The 16,476-nt window shown below is 68.5% G+C and carries 17 protein-coding genes; 13 read left to right on the top strand and 4 right to left on the bottom strand.

Annotated features, from left to right (window positions below; all coding sequences use genetic code 11):
* Nucleotides 1–86 precede the first annotated feature (86 nt).
* The 7 genes from EOW66_RS01485 (at nucleotide 87) to glmM (ending at nucleotide 9,602) form a co-directional block, all read left to right on the top strand.
* Nucleotides 87–1,865, top strand: a complete 1,779-nt coding sequence (locus EOW66_RS01485) for a thiamine pyrophosphate-binding protein (protein WP_128154277.1) — start codon at nucleotides 87–89, stop codon at nucleotides 1,863–1,865.
* Nucleotides 1,866–1,970: 105 nt separating this feature from the next.
* The gene (locus tag EOW66_RS01480; protein ID WP_128154276.1) at nucleotides 1,971–2,576 is read left to right on the top strand and encodes a glutathione binding-like protein; all 606 of its coding nucleotides are present in this window, start codon (nucleotides 1,971–1,973) and stop codon (nucleotides 2,574–2,576) included.
* Nucleotides 2,577–2,719: 143 nt separating this feature from the next.
* Nucleotides 2,720–5,263 (top strand): putative PEP-binding protein, encoded by a 2,544-nt coding sequence (locus EOW66_RS01475; protein WP_128154274.1) that lies wholly within the window; start codon nucleotides 2,720–2,722, stop codon nucleotides 5,261–5,263.
* Between the two features lie 223 nt (nucleotides 5,264–5,486).
* On the top strand, nucleotides 5,487–6,179 hold the full coding sequence (locus tag EOW66_RS01470) for a cell wall hydrolase (RefSeq protein ID WP_113900924.1): 693 nt from the start codon (nucleotides 5,487–5,489) through the stop codon (nucleotides 6,177–6,179).
* Between the two features lie 95 nt (nucleotides 6,180–6,274).
* Nucleotides 6,275–7,204: a dihydroneopterin aldolase gene (locus EOW66_RS01465; RefSeq protein WP_128154273.1), complete on the top strand. Its 930-nt coding sequence runs from the start codon at nucleotides 6,275–6,277 to the stop codon at nucleotides 7,202–7,204.
* 38 nt (nucleotides 7,205–7,242) lie between these two features.
* Nucleotides 7,243–8,262, top strand: coding sequence for a dihydropteroate synthase (gene folP, locus EOW66_RS01460; protein WP_128154271.1), 1,020 nt, complete (start codon nucleotides 7,243–7,245; stop codon nucleotides 8,260–8,262).
* The gene (gene glmM, locus EOW66_RS01455; protein WP_128154269.1) at nucleotides 8,259–9,602 is read left to right on the top strand and encodes a phosphoglucosamine mutase; all 1,344 of its coding nucleotides are present in this window, start codon (nucleotides 8,259–8,261) and stop codon (nucleotides 9,600–9,602) included. Before folP ends, glmM begins: the two co-directional genes overlap by 4 nt.
* A 1-nt stretch (nucleotide 9,603) precedes the next feature.
* On the opposite strand, the gene EOW66_RS01450 is transcribed toward glmM, so the two are convergent.
* From EOW66_RS01450 to ilvC, 3 genes are all read right to left on the bottom strand, one after another.
* Nucleotides 9,604–10,224, bottom strand: a complete 621-nt coding sequence (locus EOW66_RS01450) for a sulfotransferase (RefSeq protein ID WP_128154267.1) — start codon at nucleotides 10,222–10,224, stop codon at nucleotides 9,604–9,606.
* A gap of 13 nt (nucleotides 10,225–10,237) precedes the next feature.
* On the bottom strand, nucleotides 10,238–10,618 hold the full coding sequence (locus EOW66_RS01445; protein ID WP_128154265.1) for a hypothetical protein: 381 nt from the start codon (nucleotides 10,616–10,618) through the stop codon (nucleotides 10,238–10,240).
* Nucleotides 10,619–10,702: 84 nt separating this feature from the next.
* Nucleotides 10,703–11,785 carry a ketol-acid reductoisomerase gene (gene ilvC, locus EOW66_RS01440; RefSeq protein WP_128154264.1) on the bottom strand — a complete coding sequence of 361 codons (1,083 nt, stop codon included), beginning with the start codon at nucleotides 11,783–11,785 and terminating at the stop codon, nucleotides 10,703–10,705.
* 65 nt (nucleotides 11,786–11,850) lie between these two features.
* Between ilvC and EOW66_RS01435 the strand changes: the two genes are divergently transcribed.
* The 6 genes from EOW66_RS01435 (at nucleotide 11,851) to ureC (ending at nucleotide 16,051) form a co-directional block, all read left to right on the top strand.
* Complete coding sequence (locus EOW66_RS01435) at nucleotides 11,851–12,309, top strand: Lrp/AsnC family transcriptional regulator (RefSeq protein WP_128154262.1); 459 nt, start codon at nucleotides 11,851–11,853, stop codon at nucleotides 12,307–12,309.
* Complete coding sequence (locus tag EOW66_RS01430) at nucleotides 12,306–12,764, top strand: Lrp/AsnC family transcriptional regulator (RefSeq protein WP_121530366.1); 459 nt, start codon at nucleotides 12,306–12,308, stop codon at nucleotides 12,762–12,764. Before EOW66_RS01435 ends, EOW66_RS01430 begins: the two co-directional genes overlap by 4 nt.
* Before the next feature lie 141 nt (nucleotides 12,765–12,905).
* Nucleotides 12,906–13,718, top strand: coding sequence for an urease accessory protein UreD (locus tag EOW66_RS01425; protein WP_128154260.1), 813 nt, complete (start codon nucleotides 12,906–12,908; stop codon nucleotides 13,716–13,718).
* Between the two features lie 9 nt (nucleotides 13,719–13,727).
* Entirely contained in the window at nucleotides 13,728–14,030 is a 303-nt protein-coding gene (locus EOW66_RS01420) for an urease subunit gamma (RefSeq protein WP_128154258.1), read from the top strand.
* 9 nt (nucleotides 14,031–14,039) lie between these two features.
* Nucleotides 14,040–14,345, top strand: a complete 306-nt coding sequence (locus EOW66_RS01415) for an urease subunit beta (protein WP_128154256.1) — start codon at nucleotides 14,040–14,042, stop codon at nucleotides 14,343–14,345.
* On the top strand, nucleotides 14,345–16,051 hold the full coding sequence (gene ureC / locus EOW66_RS01410) for an urease subunit alpha (RefSeq protein WP_128154254.1): 1,707 nt from the start codon (nucleotides 14,345–14,347) through the stop codon (nucleotides 16,049–16,051). The genes EOW66_RS01415 and ureC overlap by 1 nt, the downstream gene beginning before the upstream one ends.
* 4 nt (nucleotides 16,052–16,055) lie before the next feature.
* On the opposite strand, the gene EOW66_RS01405 is transcribed toward ureC, so the two are convergent.
* A complete protein-coding gene (locus EOW66_RS01405; protein WP_128154252.1) occupies nucleotides 16,056–16,412 on the bottom strand; it encodes a hypothetical protein in 357 nt (118 codons plus the stop codon).
* Between the last annotated feature and the right edge of the window lie 64 nt (nucleotides 16,413–16,476).

Raw genomic sequence — 16,476 nt, 5'->3', positions numbered from 1 at the left:
CACTCGCTCACGACCTTGCTTCCTGCCGGTCGCGGCGCGCCTTGCGCCGCGGCACGGCCCAACGATGCCTGACGAAAGGAAAGATCATGGCTCATATCGGTGACCTCATTGCGGAAATGCTGGCGCAATACGGGGTCGAATATGTCTACGGCATGCCCGGCGGGCAGACCACGGCGCTGCATGACGGGATCTCGCGCCGCACCGACCGCATCCGCCACATCCTGATGCGCGACGAGCGCAACGCCGCCTATGCCGCCGACGCCTATGCCCGCCTGACCGGCAAGCCCGGGATCTGCGACGTCACGGTGGGCCCGGGCGCCAACCTGCTGCCCGCGGGCTTCCTCGAGGCGCTGAACGCCTCGATCCCGATGATCGGCATCATCGGCGAGCTGCCGCTCGACTGGCTGCCGCTGAAGGAGAAGGGCATCGCGAGCCAGGGCTTCGACCAGCTCTCCTTCTTCAAGACCTGCACCAAGGAGGCGTTCCTCGTGCCCTCGGTCACCGCGCTGCCCGAGCTGATCCGCACCGCCTTCCGCATCGCCACCGCGCCGCGGCCGGGGCCGGTGGCGCTGATCATCCCGCATGACATCTTCGATGCCGAATGGGACGAGGAGGTGCTGAAGATCCGCGTCGACGACCGCGCCCGGCAGATCCCCTACCTGCGCAGCTGCGCCCCGCATGGCGAGATCGCCCGCGCCGCGGCGCTGATCCGGCGCGCGAAACGGCCGGCCCTTGTGTGCGGCGGCGGCGTGCACGGATCGGAGGCGACGGCCGAGGTGACCGCCTTCGCCGACCGGCTCGACGGGCTGGTCGTCACCTCGCTCTCGGGCAAGGGCTCGGTTCCCGAGACCCGCGATTATGCGGCCGGGGTGCTGAACCCGCTCGGCTCGAAGGCGGCCATTGATCTCGTCCGCGAGGCCGATCTGGTGATCTGGTGCGGCTCCAAGGTCAGTCAGAACACCGGCATGAACTGGTCGCTGCCGCTGCCCGAGCAGGCGACGATCACCATCGACGCCGACCCGCTGGAACATGGCCGCACCTTCCGCCCGACGGTGGCCCTGCTCGGCGACGTGCGCGAGACGATGGCGGCGATCGACGCGGCGCTCGTCGAGATCCCGGCCCATCCCGAGTGGCGCGCCCGCATCGCCGAGGTGAAGGCCGCCTGCGACGCCGACAAGCGCGCCGAGATCGAGAGCGACCGGATGCCGATCCAGCCGCCGCGGGTGATGGCCGAGATCGCGCGCCGCCTTGGCGCCGAGGATATCGTGGTCTCGGATGCCTCGTTCTCGGCGGGCTGGATCTCGGGCTACATCCCGGCGAAGCGGGCAGGGCGGCAGTTCCTGTTCGCGCGCGGGCAGGGCGGGCTTGGCTATTCGGTGCCGGCCGCAATCGGCGCCGCGGCGGTGCGGCCCGATGCGCGCATCGTCACCGTCGCGGGCGACGGCGCCTTTTCCTATACCGTGGGCGAGCTTGCGACGCAGGCGCAATATGGCCAGCGGATCGTCAACGTGGTCATCAACAACGGCAAGCTCGGCTGGATCCAGCTCTGGCAGGAGCTCTACTTCAACAACGTGCAATCGGCGGTTCTCGAGACGCAAAGCGTGAAGCCGGGCTATGCCGGGGCGGCCGCGGCGCTTGGCCTTCTGGGGATCTATGTCGAGACCCCCGACGAGATCGGCCCGGCGCTCGACCGCGCCTTCGCCCATGACGGCCCCTCGGTGGTCGAGATCCGCATCGACGACCGCGCGACGCCGATCCACTCGTTCAAGCGGCGCCTGCGCGAGAAGTCGGACACCCCCTTCCCGCGGCCGGGCACGGTCTACAAGCTGCGCGACTGGAAGGTCTCGCCCGACCTTGCCGAGTGACGCAAGGGCAGTTGCCGCCTCCGGAGCGATCCGGGGGCGGTTGCCGTTGCCGCGCCGCGCGAGCCTGCTACATCGGGCGCAGGATCTGTTTTCCGAGGATGGATGATGAAACTCTACTACAAGCCCGGCGCCTGTTCGCTCGCCTCCCATATCGTGCTGTGCGAGATGGGCGTGCCCTTCGAGACCGAGGCGGTCGATCTGCAGGGCAAGGTGACTGCCGGCGGGCGCAACTATTTCGAGATCAACCCGCGCGGTGCGGTGCCGGCGCTCGAGCTTGATGACGGCACGGTGCTGACCCAGAACGCGGCGATCCTGCCCTATCTTGGCGATCTGTCGCAGATCGCGGCGCTGAAGCCCGCCTGCGGCACGATCGCGCGGGCGCGGCTGCACGAGGCGCTCGGCTTCTGCTCGGACCTGCACGCGGCTGTGGGCGGGCTGTTCGCCCCGAACATGTCCGAGGAGACGCGGGCGATGGTGATGGCGCGGGTGAAGCGGCGTCTGGGCGAGCTCGAGGCGATGATGCCGGCGGGCGAGGGCTATTGGCTCGGCCCCGATTTCACTCAGGCCGATGCCTATGTCGCCACCATCCTCGGCTGGGGGCTGGCGCTGAACCTCGACATGTCGGCCTGCCCGAAGGCGCTTGCGCTGCGCGCGCGGGTGATGGCGCGGCCGGCCGCACAGGCGGCGCTGCGCGCCGAGGGGCTGATCTGAGCCCGCGCCCGTCCGGGGGACCGGACGGGCTTTTCCATGCTCTGGCTGACGCGGCGGCACCGACGTTGCGTCCGTCACCTGATCGTCGCACTTGCACGGGGCGCGTTTCCGCATATCCTGCGGGGGACCGGGGGATTGCTGCAATGCAGAAACATGCGAATTTCGCTGAATTTGTCGAACTGACGCCCTCGGCGCAGGTCAGTGTCGCGCGCCATGGCTGGCGGGCGAAGTGCCTGCAACGGCTGATCCGGCTTGATCTGCCGGTGCCGCAGACCGTGGCGCTGCCCAGCGAGACGGTGCGCGCGATCGTCGCCGGGCAATTGCCCGACACCGAGCGGCTGGCTGCGGTGTTCGGGCCGGATTTCCTTGTTTCGGTGCGCTCGAGTCCGGAAAACCCCGAGTGGGGCGGGCCGGGGACGGTGCTGAATGTCGGCATGAACGATGCCATGCACGCGCGGCTGACCGACAGCCACGGGCATGAGGCGGCCGATGCGCTCTATCTGCGCTTCGTGCAGAATTACGCGACCCATGTTGCCCGGCTCGATCCCGACATGTTCCATGACGAGCCGGGCCCCGGAGCGCTGGCCTCGGCGCTGGCCACCTATCGCGCCGAGACCGACGAGGAGTTCCCGCAATCGCCCGCCCGCCAGCTGGGCGAGGTGCTGCGCTCGATGGCGCGGGCCTGGGAGGGGACCACGGCGCGGCTTCTGCGTCAGGCGAAGGGCGCCCCGCTCGAGGCGGTGCTTGGCCTTCTGGTGCAGCGCATGGCGCTTGGCATCGGGCCGGGGCTGTCGGGCTCGGGCACGATGCAATTTGCCGATGGCGTCACCGGCGCGCGCCGCATCACCGGCCGCTTCCGCGGCCAGAGCCAGGGCCGCAAGGCCTCGGTCGAGACGCTTTACCTCACCCGCGATCCGCGCGGTGCCTCGCTCGAGGAGGCCTCGCCCGAGGTCTTCGCCGAGCTGCAGGGCTATGGCCTCGCCTGCCGGGCGAAACTGCGCGAGGAGATGCAGATCGAATTCGCGATCGAGGGCGGGCGGGTCTCGGTGATCGACGCGGTGCGGGTGGTGCGCTCGGCGCGGGCGGCGGTGAAGATCGCCGTGGCGCTCTCCCAGGACGGCATCATCAGTCGCGAGGAGGCGCTCTTGCGGGTCGAGCCGCGGGCGCTGTCGGAGCTTCTGCACTATCAGGTCGACCCGCGCGGCGCGCGCGACCGCTTTGCCCGCGGCATCGCGGCAAGCCCCGGCGCCGCCACCGGCCGCATCGTCTTCACCGCCGCCGCCGCCCAGGCCTCGGCCGCGCGCGACGAGCCCTGCATCCTGGTGCGCCGCGAGACCGCGCCCGAGGACATCCGTGGCATGCACGCTGCCGTCGCCGTGCTGACCGAGCGTGGCGGCATGACCAGCCATGCCGCGGTGATCGCGCGCGGTCTCGGGCTGCCCTGCATCGCGGGCTGCGCCGACATCTCGATCGACACCCGCGAAAGGGTGATGCGCGCGCCCGGCGGCCGGATCTTCCGCGAAGGCGACGTGATTACCGTTGACGGCACCAATGGCGAGGTTCTGGCGGGCGTCGCCGAGATGCTGGAGCCGGCGCTCGACGACGGTTTCCGCACGCTGCTGCACTGGGCCGACAACGTGCGCGACATCGGCGTGCGGGCGAATGCCGACACCCCCGAGGATGCCCGCACCGCGCGCATGTTCGAGGCCGAGGGCATCGGCCTTGCCCGCACCGAGCACATGTTCTTCGACGAGGATCGCCTGACGCTGATGCGCGAGATGATCTTTGCCGACACGCCGAACGACCGGCGCATCGCGCTCGAGCGTCTGCTGCCGATGCAGCGCGCCGACTTCATCACGCTCTTTGACATCATGGCGGGCCAGCCGGTCTGTATCCGGCTCTTCGACCCGCCGCTGCACGAGTTCCTGCCGCATGACCGCGAGGGGATGCGCGAGCTGGCCGAGGCGCTCGACCGGCCGCTGAGCGAGGTCACGCGGCGCTGCGAGGCGCTTTCGGAATTCAACCCGATGCTCGGCATGCGCGGTGTGCGCCTTGGCGTGACCGTGCCCGAGATCTACGACATGCAGGCCCGCGCGATCTTCGAGGCGGCGGTCGAGGCCAGCCGGCGCGGCGCCAAGGTGGTGCCCGAGGTGATGATCCCGCTCGTCTCCGCGGCGCGCGAGGTCGAGATCGTCAAGACTCGGATCGATGCGGTGGCGGCCGCCGTGCGCACCGAGATGAAGGCCGAGTTCACCTATCGCCTCGGCGTGATGGTGGAGACGCCGCGGGCCGCGCTGCGGGCGGGCGAGATCGCCGAGCATGCGCATTTCCTGTCCTTCGGCACCAACGACCTGACGCAGATGACCTATGGCCTGTCGCGCGACGACGCCGGGCGCTTCATGTCGACCTATGTCAATCAGGGGGTCTTTGCCGAGGACCCGTTCCACATCCTCGACGTCGAGGGGGTGGGGGAGCTGCTGCTGATCGGTGCCGCGCGGGGCAAGAGCGCGCGCCCCGATGTGACGATTTCGGTCTGCGGCGAGCATGGCGGCAACCCCGAATCGATCGCCTTCTGCCGTGCTGCGGGCTTCGATTATGTCTCCTGTTCACCCTTCCGGGTGCCGGTCGCGCGCCTTGCTGCCGCACATTTCGCCCTTCTTGCGCCGAAGCATCGCGCGGGTCCCTGATCTTGCGTTTTGGCGCTGATTTCACTGGCGTTTCATCTGGCGCGGGACTACTCACAGAAAAGTGGCTCGGGGGTGATTCGGGTCGCAAATCAGCGGAATTCCGCCGTGAAGGCGGAAGGAAGTGCTTGTTTTCAAATCGGTAGGTAGACGCGGTGCGCCCTTGTGGGCTATGAGCGCCGGGTCCTGACGTTTGTCGGGGCGACGTCCTTATCGGAAGATACACATGTCAGTGCTGAAAAGCTGGACGGGTGGAGCCCTGCTCCTCCTTGCCCTCGCCGGAGGCTTGCGTGCCGAAGTTACGGTAAGCCAGTCAAATGACCCCATCGGGACTGCGCAGCCCGACTTCGCTCCGTCGAGCCTTGTCGCGCTTCTGTCTCAGGAACGCAGCGGGTTCGATTCGGTTCCAGCGAGCCGGATCACGGCAATCACCACCGCGCCGCGGCCGAAGGCCGGGGAAGCCCCCGGGGTTCTCACCGAGGACTGGATCGCTGCCCAGCCGGTGCCTGCCGGCGGTGACCAGCAGTTCCAGTGCCTCACCAGCGCCCTCTATCACGAGGCCCGCGGCGAAAGCGTCGAGGGCCAGCAGGCGGTGGCCGAGGTGATCCTCAACCGTGTCGACGACGGCCGGTTTCCCCAGACCATCTGCGGTGTCGTGCATCAGCGCAGCGGCGGCAGCTGCCAGTTCAGCTGGGCCTGTGACGGCCGATCCGACGCCGTGCGCCGCGACGCAACCTACGAGCGGGTCGCCAAGGTCGCCCGGGCGATGCTGGACGGGATGCCGCGCAGCCTGACCGACGGCGCAACCTTCTTCCACGCCCGCAGCGTCCGGCCGAGCTGGTCGAACCGCTTCGTCAACACCGCCGAGATCGGTGCGCATCTGTTCTACCGCCGGCCGATCCAGACCGCCTCGAACTGAGGCGGGGTCGTTTCGCGGCCGGAACAGGACGTTTCGGGGTGGGCCTTTGCCTGCCCCGTTTCTATAACGGCGGGGCGTGACTGCACAGGACGCCGATGACACCCGATCCCACTTCCGACACCTCGCTGGCCTTCGCCCATCCCGAAGAGCGGGCGATCGCCTCCGCCTCGGCCGATCCGCGCGACCGGATCTCGTTGCGCGACCATGTGGTCACCGCCGATATCGGCGCCTTCCAGCAGGAACGCGGCCACGGCCAGCGGCTGCGCTTCAACGTGGTGGTCGAGGTCCGTCCGGCGCCCGCGCCGCTCGATGACGACGTCGACCGCATTCTCAGCTATGACCGGATCACCGAGGCGATCGCGGCCGAGCTCGCGGCCGAGCGGCTGAACCTGCTCGAGACGCTGGCCGAGCGGGTGGCCGAGCGCATCCTTGCCGAACCGCAGGCGATGCGCGTCTTCGTCCGGATCGAAAAGCTCGACCGCGGCCCCGGTGCGCTTGGCGTCGAGATCGTGCGCTCGCGCGCGGCGGCGCCGGTTGCCGCGCATGAGGGGCAGGGGGCCGAGGCGCTGCACCCGGTGGTGGCCTATCTGACGAATGCCGCGATCGCGGCGCCCGACCTTGGCGCGCGGCTCGACCGGCTGGCGGCCTCGGGCGCGCCGGTGATCCTGACCGTCGGTCTGCCCGATACCCCGGTGCCCGAGACCGGGCAGCGCCCGACGCAGCGCCGCATCGACCTTCTGGCGATCGAGCAGAACGCCTGGAGGCTTGCCGCGCGCGACCGGCGCTGCATGGTCGTCGCCACCCGCACCGAGATCGACTGGGCGATGCGCAACGGCGAGATGGTGGTCTGGGCGCCCTCGAAGATCGTGCTCGACGCGGTCGACGGCCCGAAGGGGCCCGCGCGCGATGCGGTGGCGCTGGCGCTGTGGCTGGCCGAGCAGAGTGCGGCGCTGCGGCTTGAACTTCACGGGGATGTTTCAGCCCCGGCAGGAAGCCGCGTGCCGGTCGTCCGGGTGCCGGTCTGACGCTTGCCAAGCCGGCGCGCGCGGGCGATAGGAACGGCATGACCCGACCTTACTATCGCCCGCTCGTCCAGACCGATGCCGTCCGCCCCGAAGGCGCCCTGCCGCTTGCCGGTGGCTGGTGCTGGTTCACCGAGGTCGAGGTCCTCGGTCGCGGCGGCGAAAGCGAGATCCTACCCGCCACCCATCTGCCGCCCGAGGTGGCCGAACGGCTGTGCGCCCCGCGCCGGCCCGTCGCCGGGCTGAGCATGGACGTGCCGCGGATCATGGGGATCCTGAACGTCACCCCCGACAGTTTCTCGGACGGCGGCCGCTACGACGACGAGGAGGTCGCGCTCGAGCATGCCCGCGCGCTGGCCGAGGCCGGCGCCGACATCCTCGACATCGGAGGCGAATCCACCCGGCCGGGCGCGGAGGAAGTGCCCGAGGACGAGGAGATCGACCGCACCGCCCCGGTGATTGCCGCGCTGCGCGACGAGGATTTCCCGCTGCCGATCTCGATCGACACCCGCAAGGCGCTGGTCGCCGATGCCGCGGTCGAGGCCGGGGCCGAGATGCTCAACGACGTCTCGGCGATGGAGTTCGACCCGGCGATGGCAGAGCTTGCCGCGATCACCGGCCTGCCGATCTGCCTGATGCACGCGCAGGGCCTGCCCGAGACGATGCAGGACGACCCCGAGTATGGCGACGTGCTGCTTGACGTCTACGACTATCTCGAGGAGCGCATTGCGCTCGCCGAGGCGCAGGGCATCGCGCGCGAGCAGATCGTCGTCGACCCGGGCATCGGCTTTGGCAAGACCGTGGCGCATAATCTGGCGCTCATTCGCGGTCTTGGCCTGTTTCACGGGCTCGGCTGCCCGATCCTTCTGGGCGTGTCGCGCAAGCGTTTCATCGGCACCGTCGGAGGCGTCGAGACCGCCGAGGCGCGGATGCCCGGCACGCTCGCCGTGACGCTTGCGGGGATCGCGCAGGGGGCACAGATCCACCGCGTGCACGATGTCGCCGAGATCGCCCAGGGCGTCCGGCTGTGGGCCGCGATCACGAAAGGGTACGAGCAATGACGCGCAGGCTTTTCGGCACCGACGGGGTGCGGGGCGAGGCCAACAGCTGGCCGATGACCGCCGAGATGGCGCTGAAGCTCGGGGCCGCGGCGGGGCGCTATTTCCGCCGTGACGCCGGCAACGGCCACCGCGTGGTGATCGGCAAGGACACGCGGCTGTCGGGCTACATGCTCGAAAACGCGCTGACCGCCGGGCTGACCTCGACCGGGATGAACGTGCTGCTGCTCGGCCCGGTGCCGACGCCCGCCGTGGGCTATCTGACCCGCTCGATGCGGGCCGACCTCGGGATCATGATCTCGGCCAGCCACAACCCGGCCAAGGACAATGGCATCAAGTTCTTCGGCCCGGACGGGTTCAAGCTCTCGGACGAGGCCGAGGCCGAGATCGAGGCGATCGTCGCCGGCGAGATCCGCCCGGCGCAGCCGCACAACATCGGCCGGGCGAAGCGCATCGACGACGGCGTCGGGCGCTATGTCGAATATGCCAAGACCACCTTCCCGGCGCGCGACCGGCTGAGCGGGCTGAAGGTGGTGGTCGATTGCGCGAACGGGGCGGCCTACAAGGCGGCGCCCGAGGTGCTGTGGGAGCTTGGCTGCGAGGTGATCCCGGTGGGGATCAGCCCGAACGGGCACAACATCAACGACCGCTGCGGCTCGACCCATCCCGAGGCGGCCTCCGAGGCGGTGCTGCGCCATGGCGCCGATCTCGGCATCTCGCTCGATGGCGATGCCGACCGGGTGATGATCCTCGACGAGCGCGGGCAGGTGGCCGATGGCGACCAGATCATGGCGCTGTTCGCCCGCCGCTGGGCGGAGGAGGGCAAGCTGCGCGGCGGCGCGCTGGTGGCCACGGTGATGTCGAACCTCGGGCTCGAGCGGTTCCTCGCCGGCCACGGGCTGCGGCTTGAACGCACCAAGGTCGGCGACCGCTATGTGGTCGAGCGGATGCGCGAGGGCGGCTTCAATCTGGGCGGCGAGCAGTCGGGCCATATCGTGATGACCGACTATGCCACCACCGGCGACGGTCTGATGGCGGGGCTGCAGTTCCTCGCCGCGATGGCGGAAAGCGGCAAGCCTGCCTCGGAGCTGACGCAGCAATTCGAGACTGTGCCGCAATTGTTGAAGAATGTGCGCTATGCCGCCGGGCAAGAGCCGCTTTCGACGGAGAATGTTCGAAAAGTGATCGCCGAGGCGGAGGTGCGTCTGGCCGGTCAGGGCCGGTTGCTGATCCGCAAGTCGGGCACCGAGCCGCTGATCCGGGTGATGGCGGAATGCGAGGACGCGGCGCTGCTGTCGGAAACCGTCGACGGCATCGTCGCCGCGGTCGAGGCGGCGGCGTAACTCAGCGCTTGCCGTCCGGGTTCGCGTTCGCGACGCCCCACCAGTGGATCTCGTGGCCGAGAAAGGTGCCGAGCCTCTCGGCCGCATCGGCCGCGGTGATGTCGAGTTCCAGGAAGTTCGGGTCGCCCGCGAAGATCTGCCGCATCGCATCGAGATGCGTCTCGATCCAGCGCGCGATCTCGCCCGGGCGGCCGCCGCGGCCACGCGGCAGACCGGGGATGTCGCTTTCGGTGATCCGCTCGACCAATGTGTTCCAGCGGCCAAAGCTGCTCTCGGTCGCCTGCGGCGGGCGATAGTTCAGGATGAAGCGGCAGTCGGGATACAGCCGGCGGATCGTCAGCAGCAGCGCGATGTCGAGGTTCGGCCAGAGGTTCACCCCCTGCGACGGCATGCAGAAATCCATCTGCGTCACCGCATCGACGCCCTCGAGCAGCGCCAGCGGATCGCCGCGCGAGAACCAGCCGTCATAGATCAGCCGGCCGACCGGGCGGTTGCGCCACATCCAGTGCGCGCTGACGAGGCCGCTTTCCTCGAGCGCGCGCTGGATCGTGCTGGTGCCCGATTTCGGGAAGCCGACGACGAGGAGCTTCGGCAGGCGGCGCGCGTCGGGCGTCCCGTCCATCGGCGCCCCCGGATCAGAGCGTGGCGGCATAGACGACGGCGGTGATCGCCTCGCCCAGCGTCCAGATCAGCCCGGCGATGGGCCAGGCGCCGCGGGCGGCAAGGCGCGTGCGCGCCCGCGCCAGCGCGCGCAGGGTGACGAGGCGCCACAGGCCAAGCGCCGCCGCGAACAGCCGCAGGAAGGGGGTGAGCAGGTCGGGCAGCTGCGCATAGAGCAGGCCCGAAATCAGCACCACCAGCGGCACCACGCCCAGCAGCACGCCGTAATTGCCGATCCAGAAGGTGTCGCCCAGGCCCAGCCGGCCGGCGACGAGGTCGCGAAACCACGGTGCGGTGAAGATCTTCGCGCGTTCCGCCTCGATCTTCTCGATCTCTCGTTCCGTCAGTTCGGTCATCGCTGCTCTCCTTCTGCGCGTGCAGCGTAGAAACAAAAGGGGCGCCCCGCAAGGCGCCCCGTCCGTGTTGCGATGTCGCGGCGATCAGTTGCGCGAACGGTCCACCAGCTTGCCGGCGGTGATCCAGGGCATCATCGCGCGCAGCTTGGCGCCGGTCTCTTCGACCAGGTGCTCGTCGTTGATCCGGCGGGTCGCCTTGAAGAAGGGCTGGCCGACGGCGTTTTCCTGCATGAAGTCGCGCACGAACTTGCCATTCTGGATGTCGGTCAGCACGGCCTTCATGTTCTTCTTGGTCTCGTCATAGGGCAGAACGCGCGGGCCCGAGACGTATTCGCCGTATTCGGCGGTGTTCGAGATCGAGTAGTTCATGTTCGCGATGCCGCCTTCATAGATCAGGTCGACGATCAGCTTCATCTCGTGCACGCATTCGAAATAGGCCATCTCGGGGGCATAGCCCGCCTCGACCAGGGTCTCGAAGCCCATGCGCATCAGCTCGACCACGCCGCCGCACAGCACGGCCTGCTCGCCGAACAGGTCGGTCTCGCATTCCTGACGGAAGGTGGTTTCGATGATGCCCGAGCGGCCGCCGCCGATCGCCGAGACGTAGCTCAGCGCGATGTCCATCGCCTTGCCGGTGGCATCCTGCGCCACGGCCGCGAGGCAGGGCACGCCGCCGCCCTTGACGTATTCGCCGCGCACGGTGTGGCCCGGGCCCTTCGGCGCCATCATGATGACGTCGACGCCGGCCTTCGGCTCGATCAGGCCGAAGTGGATGTTCAGGCCGTGAGCGAAGGCGATGGCGGCGCCTTCCTTCAGGTTGTCATGCACGTATTTCTTGTAGGTCGCGGCCTGCAGCTCGTCGGGCATGGTGAACATGATCAGGTCGCACCAGGCGGCGGCTTCGGCGATGCCCATGACGGTCAGGCCTTCGGCTTCGGCCTTCTTCGCCGAGGCCGAGCCTTCGCGCAGCGCGACGACGACGTTCTTCGCGCCCGAGTCGCGCAGGTTCAGCGCGTGGGCGTGGCCCTGCGAGCCATAGCCCAGGATGGCGACCTTCTTGTCCTTGATCAGGTTCACATCGCAATCGCGATCATAATAGACGCGCATGGCGGTCCTCCATTGATTGATGCGCACAGGATAGGCGCATTGCAAAGATTGTCGGTTCATTGTTTGAAGATTTTCGCGCAATACGTTAAAAGTCATTCCTGAAAATCGACATTGACGGAATATTCATGCTCATCGACGACACCGACCGCAGGATCCTGCGCCAGCTGCTGGCGGAACCGGCGATGGCGACGGCGGATCTGGCCGAGCGCGCGGGGGTGACCACCGCGACCTGCTGGCGCCGGCTCGAACGGCTGCGCGAGGGCGGCGTGATCCGCGGCGCGCAGGCGGTGATCGACTGGCGCGCGCTTGGCTGGGAGGTCGAGGTCAGCCTGCGCTTCACCCTCGACAAGACCCATCCGCGCGCCTTCGACGAGTTTCTCGCCGCTGCGCGCGAGGTGCCCGAGGTGCTGGAGATCCAGACCTTCCTCGGTCAGACCGACGTGCGGCTGAACGTGATCGCCCGCGACATGGCGCATTGGCAGGAGATCTACCGCACCCGCATCCTGACCCTGCCGCATATCCAGGACACCGAGGCGCTGATGCTGATCTCGACGATCAAGGACAGTGCGGAGCTGCCGCTGTGATCGCGCTCGACGATACCGACCGGGCGATCCTGCGCGCGCTCGAAGCCGATGCGACGCTGAGCGCGGGGGCGCTTGGTCGCCGGCTCGGCCTGTCGCAGCCTGCCTGCTGGCGCCGGATCCGGCGGCTGGAAGAGGCCGGGGTGATCGCCGGGCGGCGGCTGGTGCTCGACCATGCCGCGCTCGGCTTCGGGGTGACGGTGTTCCTCGGGGTGAAGCTTGCCACCAAGGGCCGCGTCAGCCTTGAGGATTTCGAGCGCGCGGTGACCGCCATTCCCGAGGTGCAGGTGGTGCAGCATGTGCTGGGCCTTTTCGACTATCGCATCAAGGTGCGCGCCCGCGACATCGCCGATTTCGAGCGCGTGCTGCGGCGGCGGATCATGACCTTGCCCGGCCTCGGTCAGGTCGAGGCGAATGTGCTGCTGTCGGAAGAGCGGCTGCCGGGGCCGCTTGGCTGATTTTATGATCGCTCATTTTATGGGCGATACGCCATTCCTGCGGGCATTCACGCCGTGTTGCGCGACCGGAGCGGGGCAGGGCGCAGGGCGCGGGATGGACCTTCCCGCGCGCCGGGGATTGGATCGGGGCGAGAGGAAATGATGTTCGACACAGCCGGCCAGTCCCGCATGCAGCGCAGCCATGGCGAGGCCGCCGTGGCCTTTGATGGCACGCGCCTGACCGGGTTGCGGCAGAAGGGCTCGGGCAAGGCGCTGCTGCCGCGGGTGCGTGGCGTGCCGGAGGTGGTGTTTCTCAACACCTCGGGCGGGTTGACCTCGGGTGATACGCTCTCCTATTCCGTGACACTCGAGGGCGGTGCGCGGGCCGTGACCACCACCCAGGCGGCCGAGCGCGCCTATCGCGCGAATGCCGGCCCTGCCCGTGTCACCGTGCGCCACAAGGTCGGTCCGGGCGGGTCGCTCGACTGGCTGCCACAGGAGACGATCCTGTTCGAGGCGGCGAACCTCGCTCGCGAAACGGTGATCGAGCTCGCCCCCGATGCCGCCTGCCTGCTGCTCGAGGCGGTGGTTCTGGGCCGTGCAGCGATGGGCGAGACGGTGGAGACCTTGCAGTTTTCCGACCATCGCACCATCCTGCGGGCCGGAAGGCCGGTGTTTTTCGAGCCTTTCGCGCTGAATTCGAACATTCTGGCCCGTGGGCCGCGTGCCGCGATCCTGGGCCCCGCGCGTGCCTTCGCGACGCTGGTGCTCTGCGCCCCGGGCGCCGAGGATGCGGTTGCCGCCGCTCGTGCGGCGCTGACCGAGGCCGGGGTTGAAGGCGCCGCCTCGGGCTTTGACGGCAAATGCGTGGTGCGGCTGCTGGCCGGTGACGGCTGGCCGCTGCGCCGACAGATCCTGAAGCTGATGGATGCGCTGCGCCGGGGTGCTGCCCCGCCGCGCGTCTGGCAATTGTAAGAGGGAACGATGAACCTGACCCCCCGCGAAAAGGACAAGCTGCTGATCAGCCTTGCCGCCATCGTGGCGCGCAACCGGCTCGAGCGCGGCGTGAAGCTCAACCATCCCGAGGCGATCGCGATCATCTCGGATTTCGTCGTCGAGGGCGCCCGTGCCGGGATCTCGGTCGCCGAGCTGATGGAGACCGGCGCCCAGGTGCTGAGCCGTGAGCAGTGCATGGAGGGCATCCCCGAGATGATCCACTCGATCCAGGTCGAGGCGACCTTCCCCGACGGCACCAAGCTCGTCACCGTTCACCATCCGATCCGCTGAGGTGCCGCGATGATCCCCGGAGAAATCTTCCCCGCCGACGGCGTTATCACCCTGAACGAGGGGCTCGAGGCGATCACCCTCACCGTCGCGAACACCGGCGACCGGCCGGTGCAGGTGGGCTCGCATTACCATTTCGCCGAAACCAACCCGGGCCTCAGCTTCGACCGCGCCGCCGCGCGCGGCTATCGGCTGGACATCGCCGCGGGCACCGCGGTGCGCTTCGAGCCGGGCCAGACCCGCGAGGTGCGGCTTGTGCCCTATCGCGGCGCGCGCAAGGTGTTCGGCTTCAACCAGACCGTGATGGGGGACCTCTGATGCCCGCAACGATTTCCCGCGCCACCTATGCCGACATGTTCGGCCCCACCACCGGCGACCGGCTGCGTCTGGCCGATACCGACCTGATCATCGAGGTCGAGAAGGATCTCACCACCTATGGCGAGGAGGTGAAATTCGGCGGCGGCAAGGTGATCCGCGACGGCATGGGGCAAAGCCAGGTCAGCCGCGCCGCGGGCGCGATGGACACCGTCATCACCAATGCGCTGATCGTCGATTACACCGGCATCTACAAGGCCGACGTCGGACTGCGCTCGGGCCGCATTGCCGGTATCGGCAAGGCCGGCAACCCCGACACCCAGCCCGGCGTGACGCTGATCATCGGCCCGGGCACCGAGATCATCGCGGGCGAGGGCAAGATCCTGACCGCGGGCGGCATGGATGCGCATATCCATTTCATCTGCCCGCAGCAGATCGAGGATGCGCTGGCCTCGGGCGTGACCACGATGCTCGGCGGTGGCACCGGCCCCGCGCATGGCACGCTCGCCACCACCTGCACCCCGGGGCCGTGGCACATCGGCCGGATGCTGCAAAGCTTCGAGGCCTTCCCGATGAACCTGGCGCTGGCCGGCAAGGGCAACGCCTCGCTGCCCGAGGCGCTCGAGGAGATGGTGAAGGCGGGGGCAAGCTCGCTCAAGCTGCACGAGGACTGGGGCACCACGCCCGCGGCGATCGACTGCTGCCTGTCGGTGGCGGACGCGATGGACGTGCAGGTGATGATCCACACCGACACGCTGAATGAAAGCGGCTTTGTCGAGAACACGCTGGCCGCCTTCAAGGGCCGCACCATCCACGCCTTCCACACCGAGGGCGCGGGCGGCGGTCATGCCCCCGACATCCTGCGCGTGGTCTCGGCGCCGAATGTGATCCCGTCCTCGACCAACCCGACGCGGCCCTACACCAAGAACACGATCGAGGAACACCTCGACATGCTGATGGTGTGCCACCACCTCGACAACAAGGTGCCCGAGGATGTGGCCTTCGCCGAAAGCCGGATCCGCAAGGAGACGATCGCCGCGGAGGATATCCTGCACGACATCGGCGCGATGTCGATCATCAGCTCGGACAGCCAGGCGATGGGCCGGGTGGGCGAGGTCATCATCCGCTGCTGGCAGACCGCCGACAAGATGAAGAAGCAGCGCGGGCGGCTGGCCGAGGAAGCCGGCGCCAACGACAACTTCCGCGTCCGCCGTTATATCGCGAAATACACGATCAACCCGGCGATCACCCATGGCATCGCCGCCCATATCGGTTCGGTCGAGGTCGGCAAGCGTGCGGACCTCGTGCTGTGGGACCCGGCCTTCTTCGGCGCCAAGCCCGAGATGGTGCTGATGGGCGGCATGATCATCGCGGCGCAGATGGGCGACCCGAACGGTTCGATCCCGGCGCAGCCCTTCTACACCCGGCCGATGTTCGGCGCCTTCGGCAAGGCGCTTTCGGCAAGCTGCGCCACCTTCGTCTCCGAGGCCGCGGTGGCCGAGGGGGTGAGCGGCCGGCTTGGCCTCGAGAAAGAGGTGATCGCGGTCAAGGGCACGCGCAGCATCGGCAAGGCGGACATGAAGCTGAACACCGCGACACCGATGATCGAGGTGAACCCGGAAACCTACGAGGTGCGCGCCGATGGCGAGCTGCTTGTCTGCGAGCCGGCGGAAAGCCTGCCGCTTGCGCAGCGCTACTTCCTCTATTGAGCGCTCAGCCCAGACCAAGTCCGGCGAACAGCCTTGCGCGCGGCAGCGTGCGCAGGGCGCCGGCCAGGTCCGGCAGGTCGAGCAGCGGCGGGCGTTCCTCGGCCGCGCGGCGCGAGGCCCGCAGCACGCGCGCGATCTTCTCGCGGGTATAGCCCGGATCGAGGCGGATCTCATCGGGCAGAAGCCGCGGGTCGAACACGCGGTGGCGCTGTGTCACCACCTCGATCTTGTGCCAGCGGCCGATCTTCGGCACTTCTGGCCGGGTCAGGAAGACCGCGCGCAGTTCCGCTTCGCGTCGTCGCAGCCGGGCAATCTCGGCCCGGATGGCGACCAGCTCGTCGGCAGGGGATGTCAGATGCATCTTCGCCTCCCTTGCGAAGTTGAAGCCTCAGCCTGCGCCGCCATCTTTAAGAAACGTCTAACAA

Source organism: Paenirhodobacter huangdaonensis, assembly GCF_004022465.1.
Taxonomy (GTDB): domain Bacteria; phylum Pseudomonadota; class Alphaproteobacteria; order Rhodobacterales; family Rhodobacteraceae; genus Rhodobacter; species Rhodobacter huangdaonensis.
Note: the sequence above shows the minus strand (reverse complement) of the source record. Positions and strands in the feature narration are given on the sequence as shown.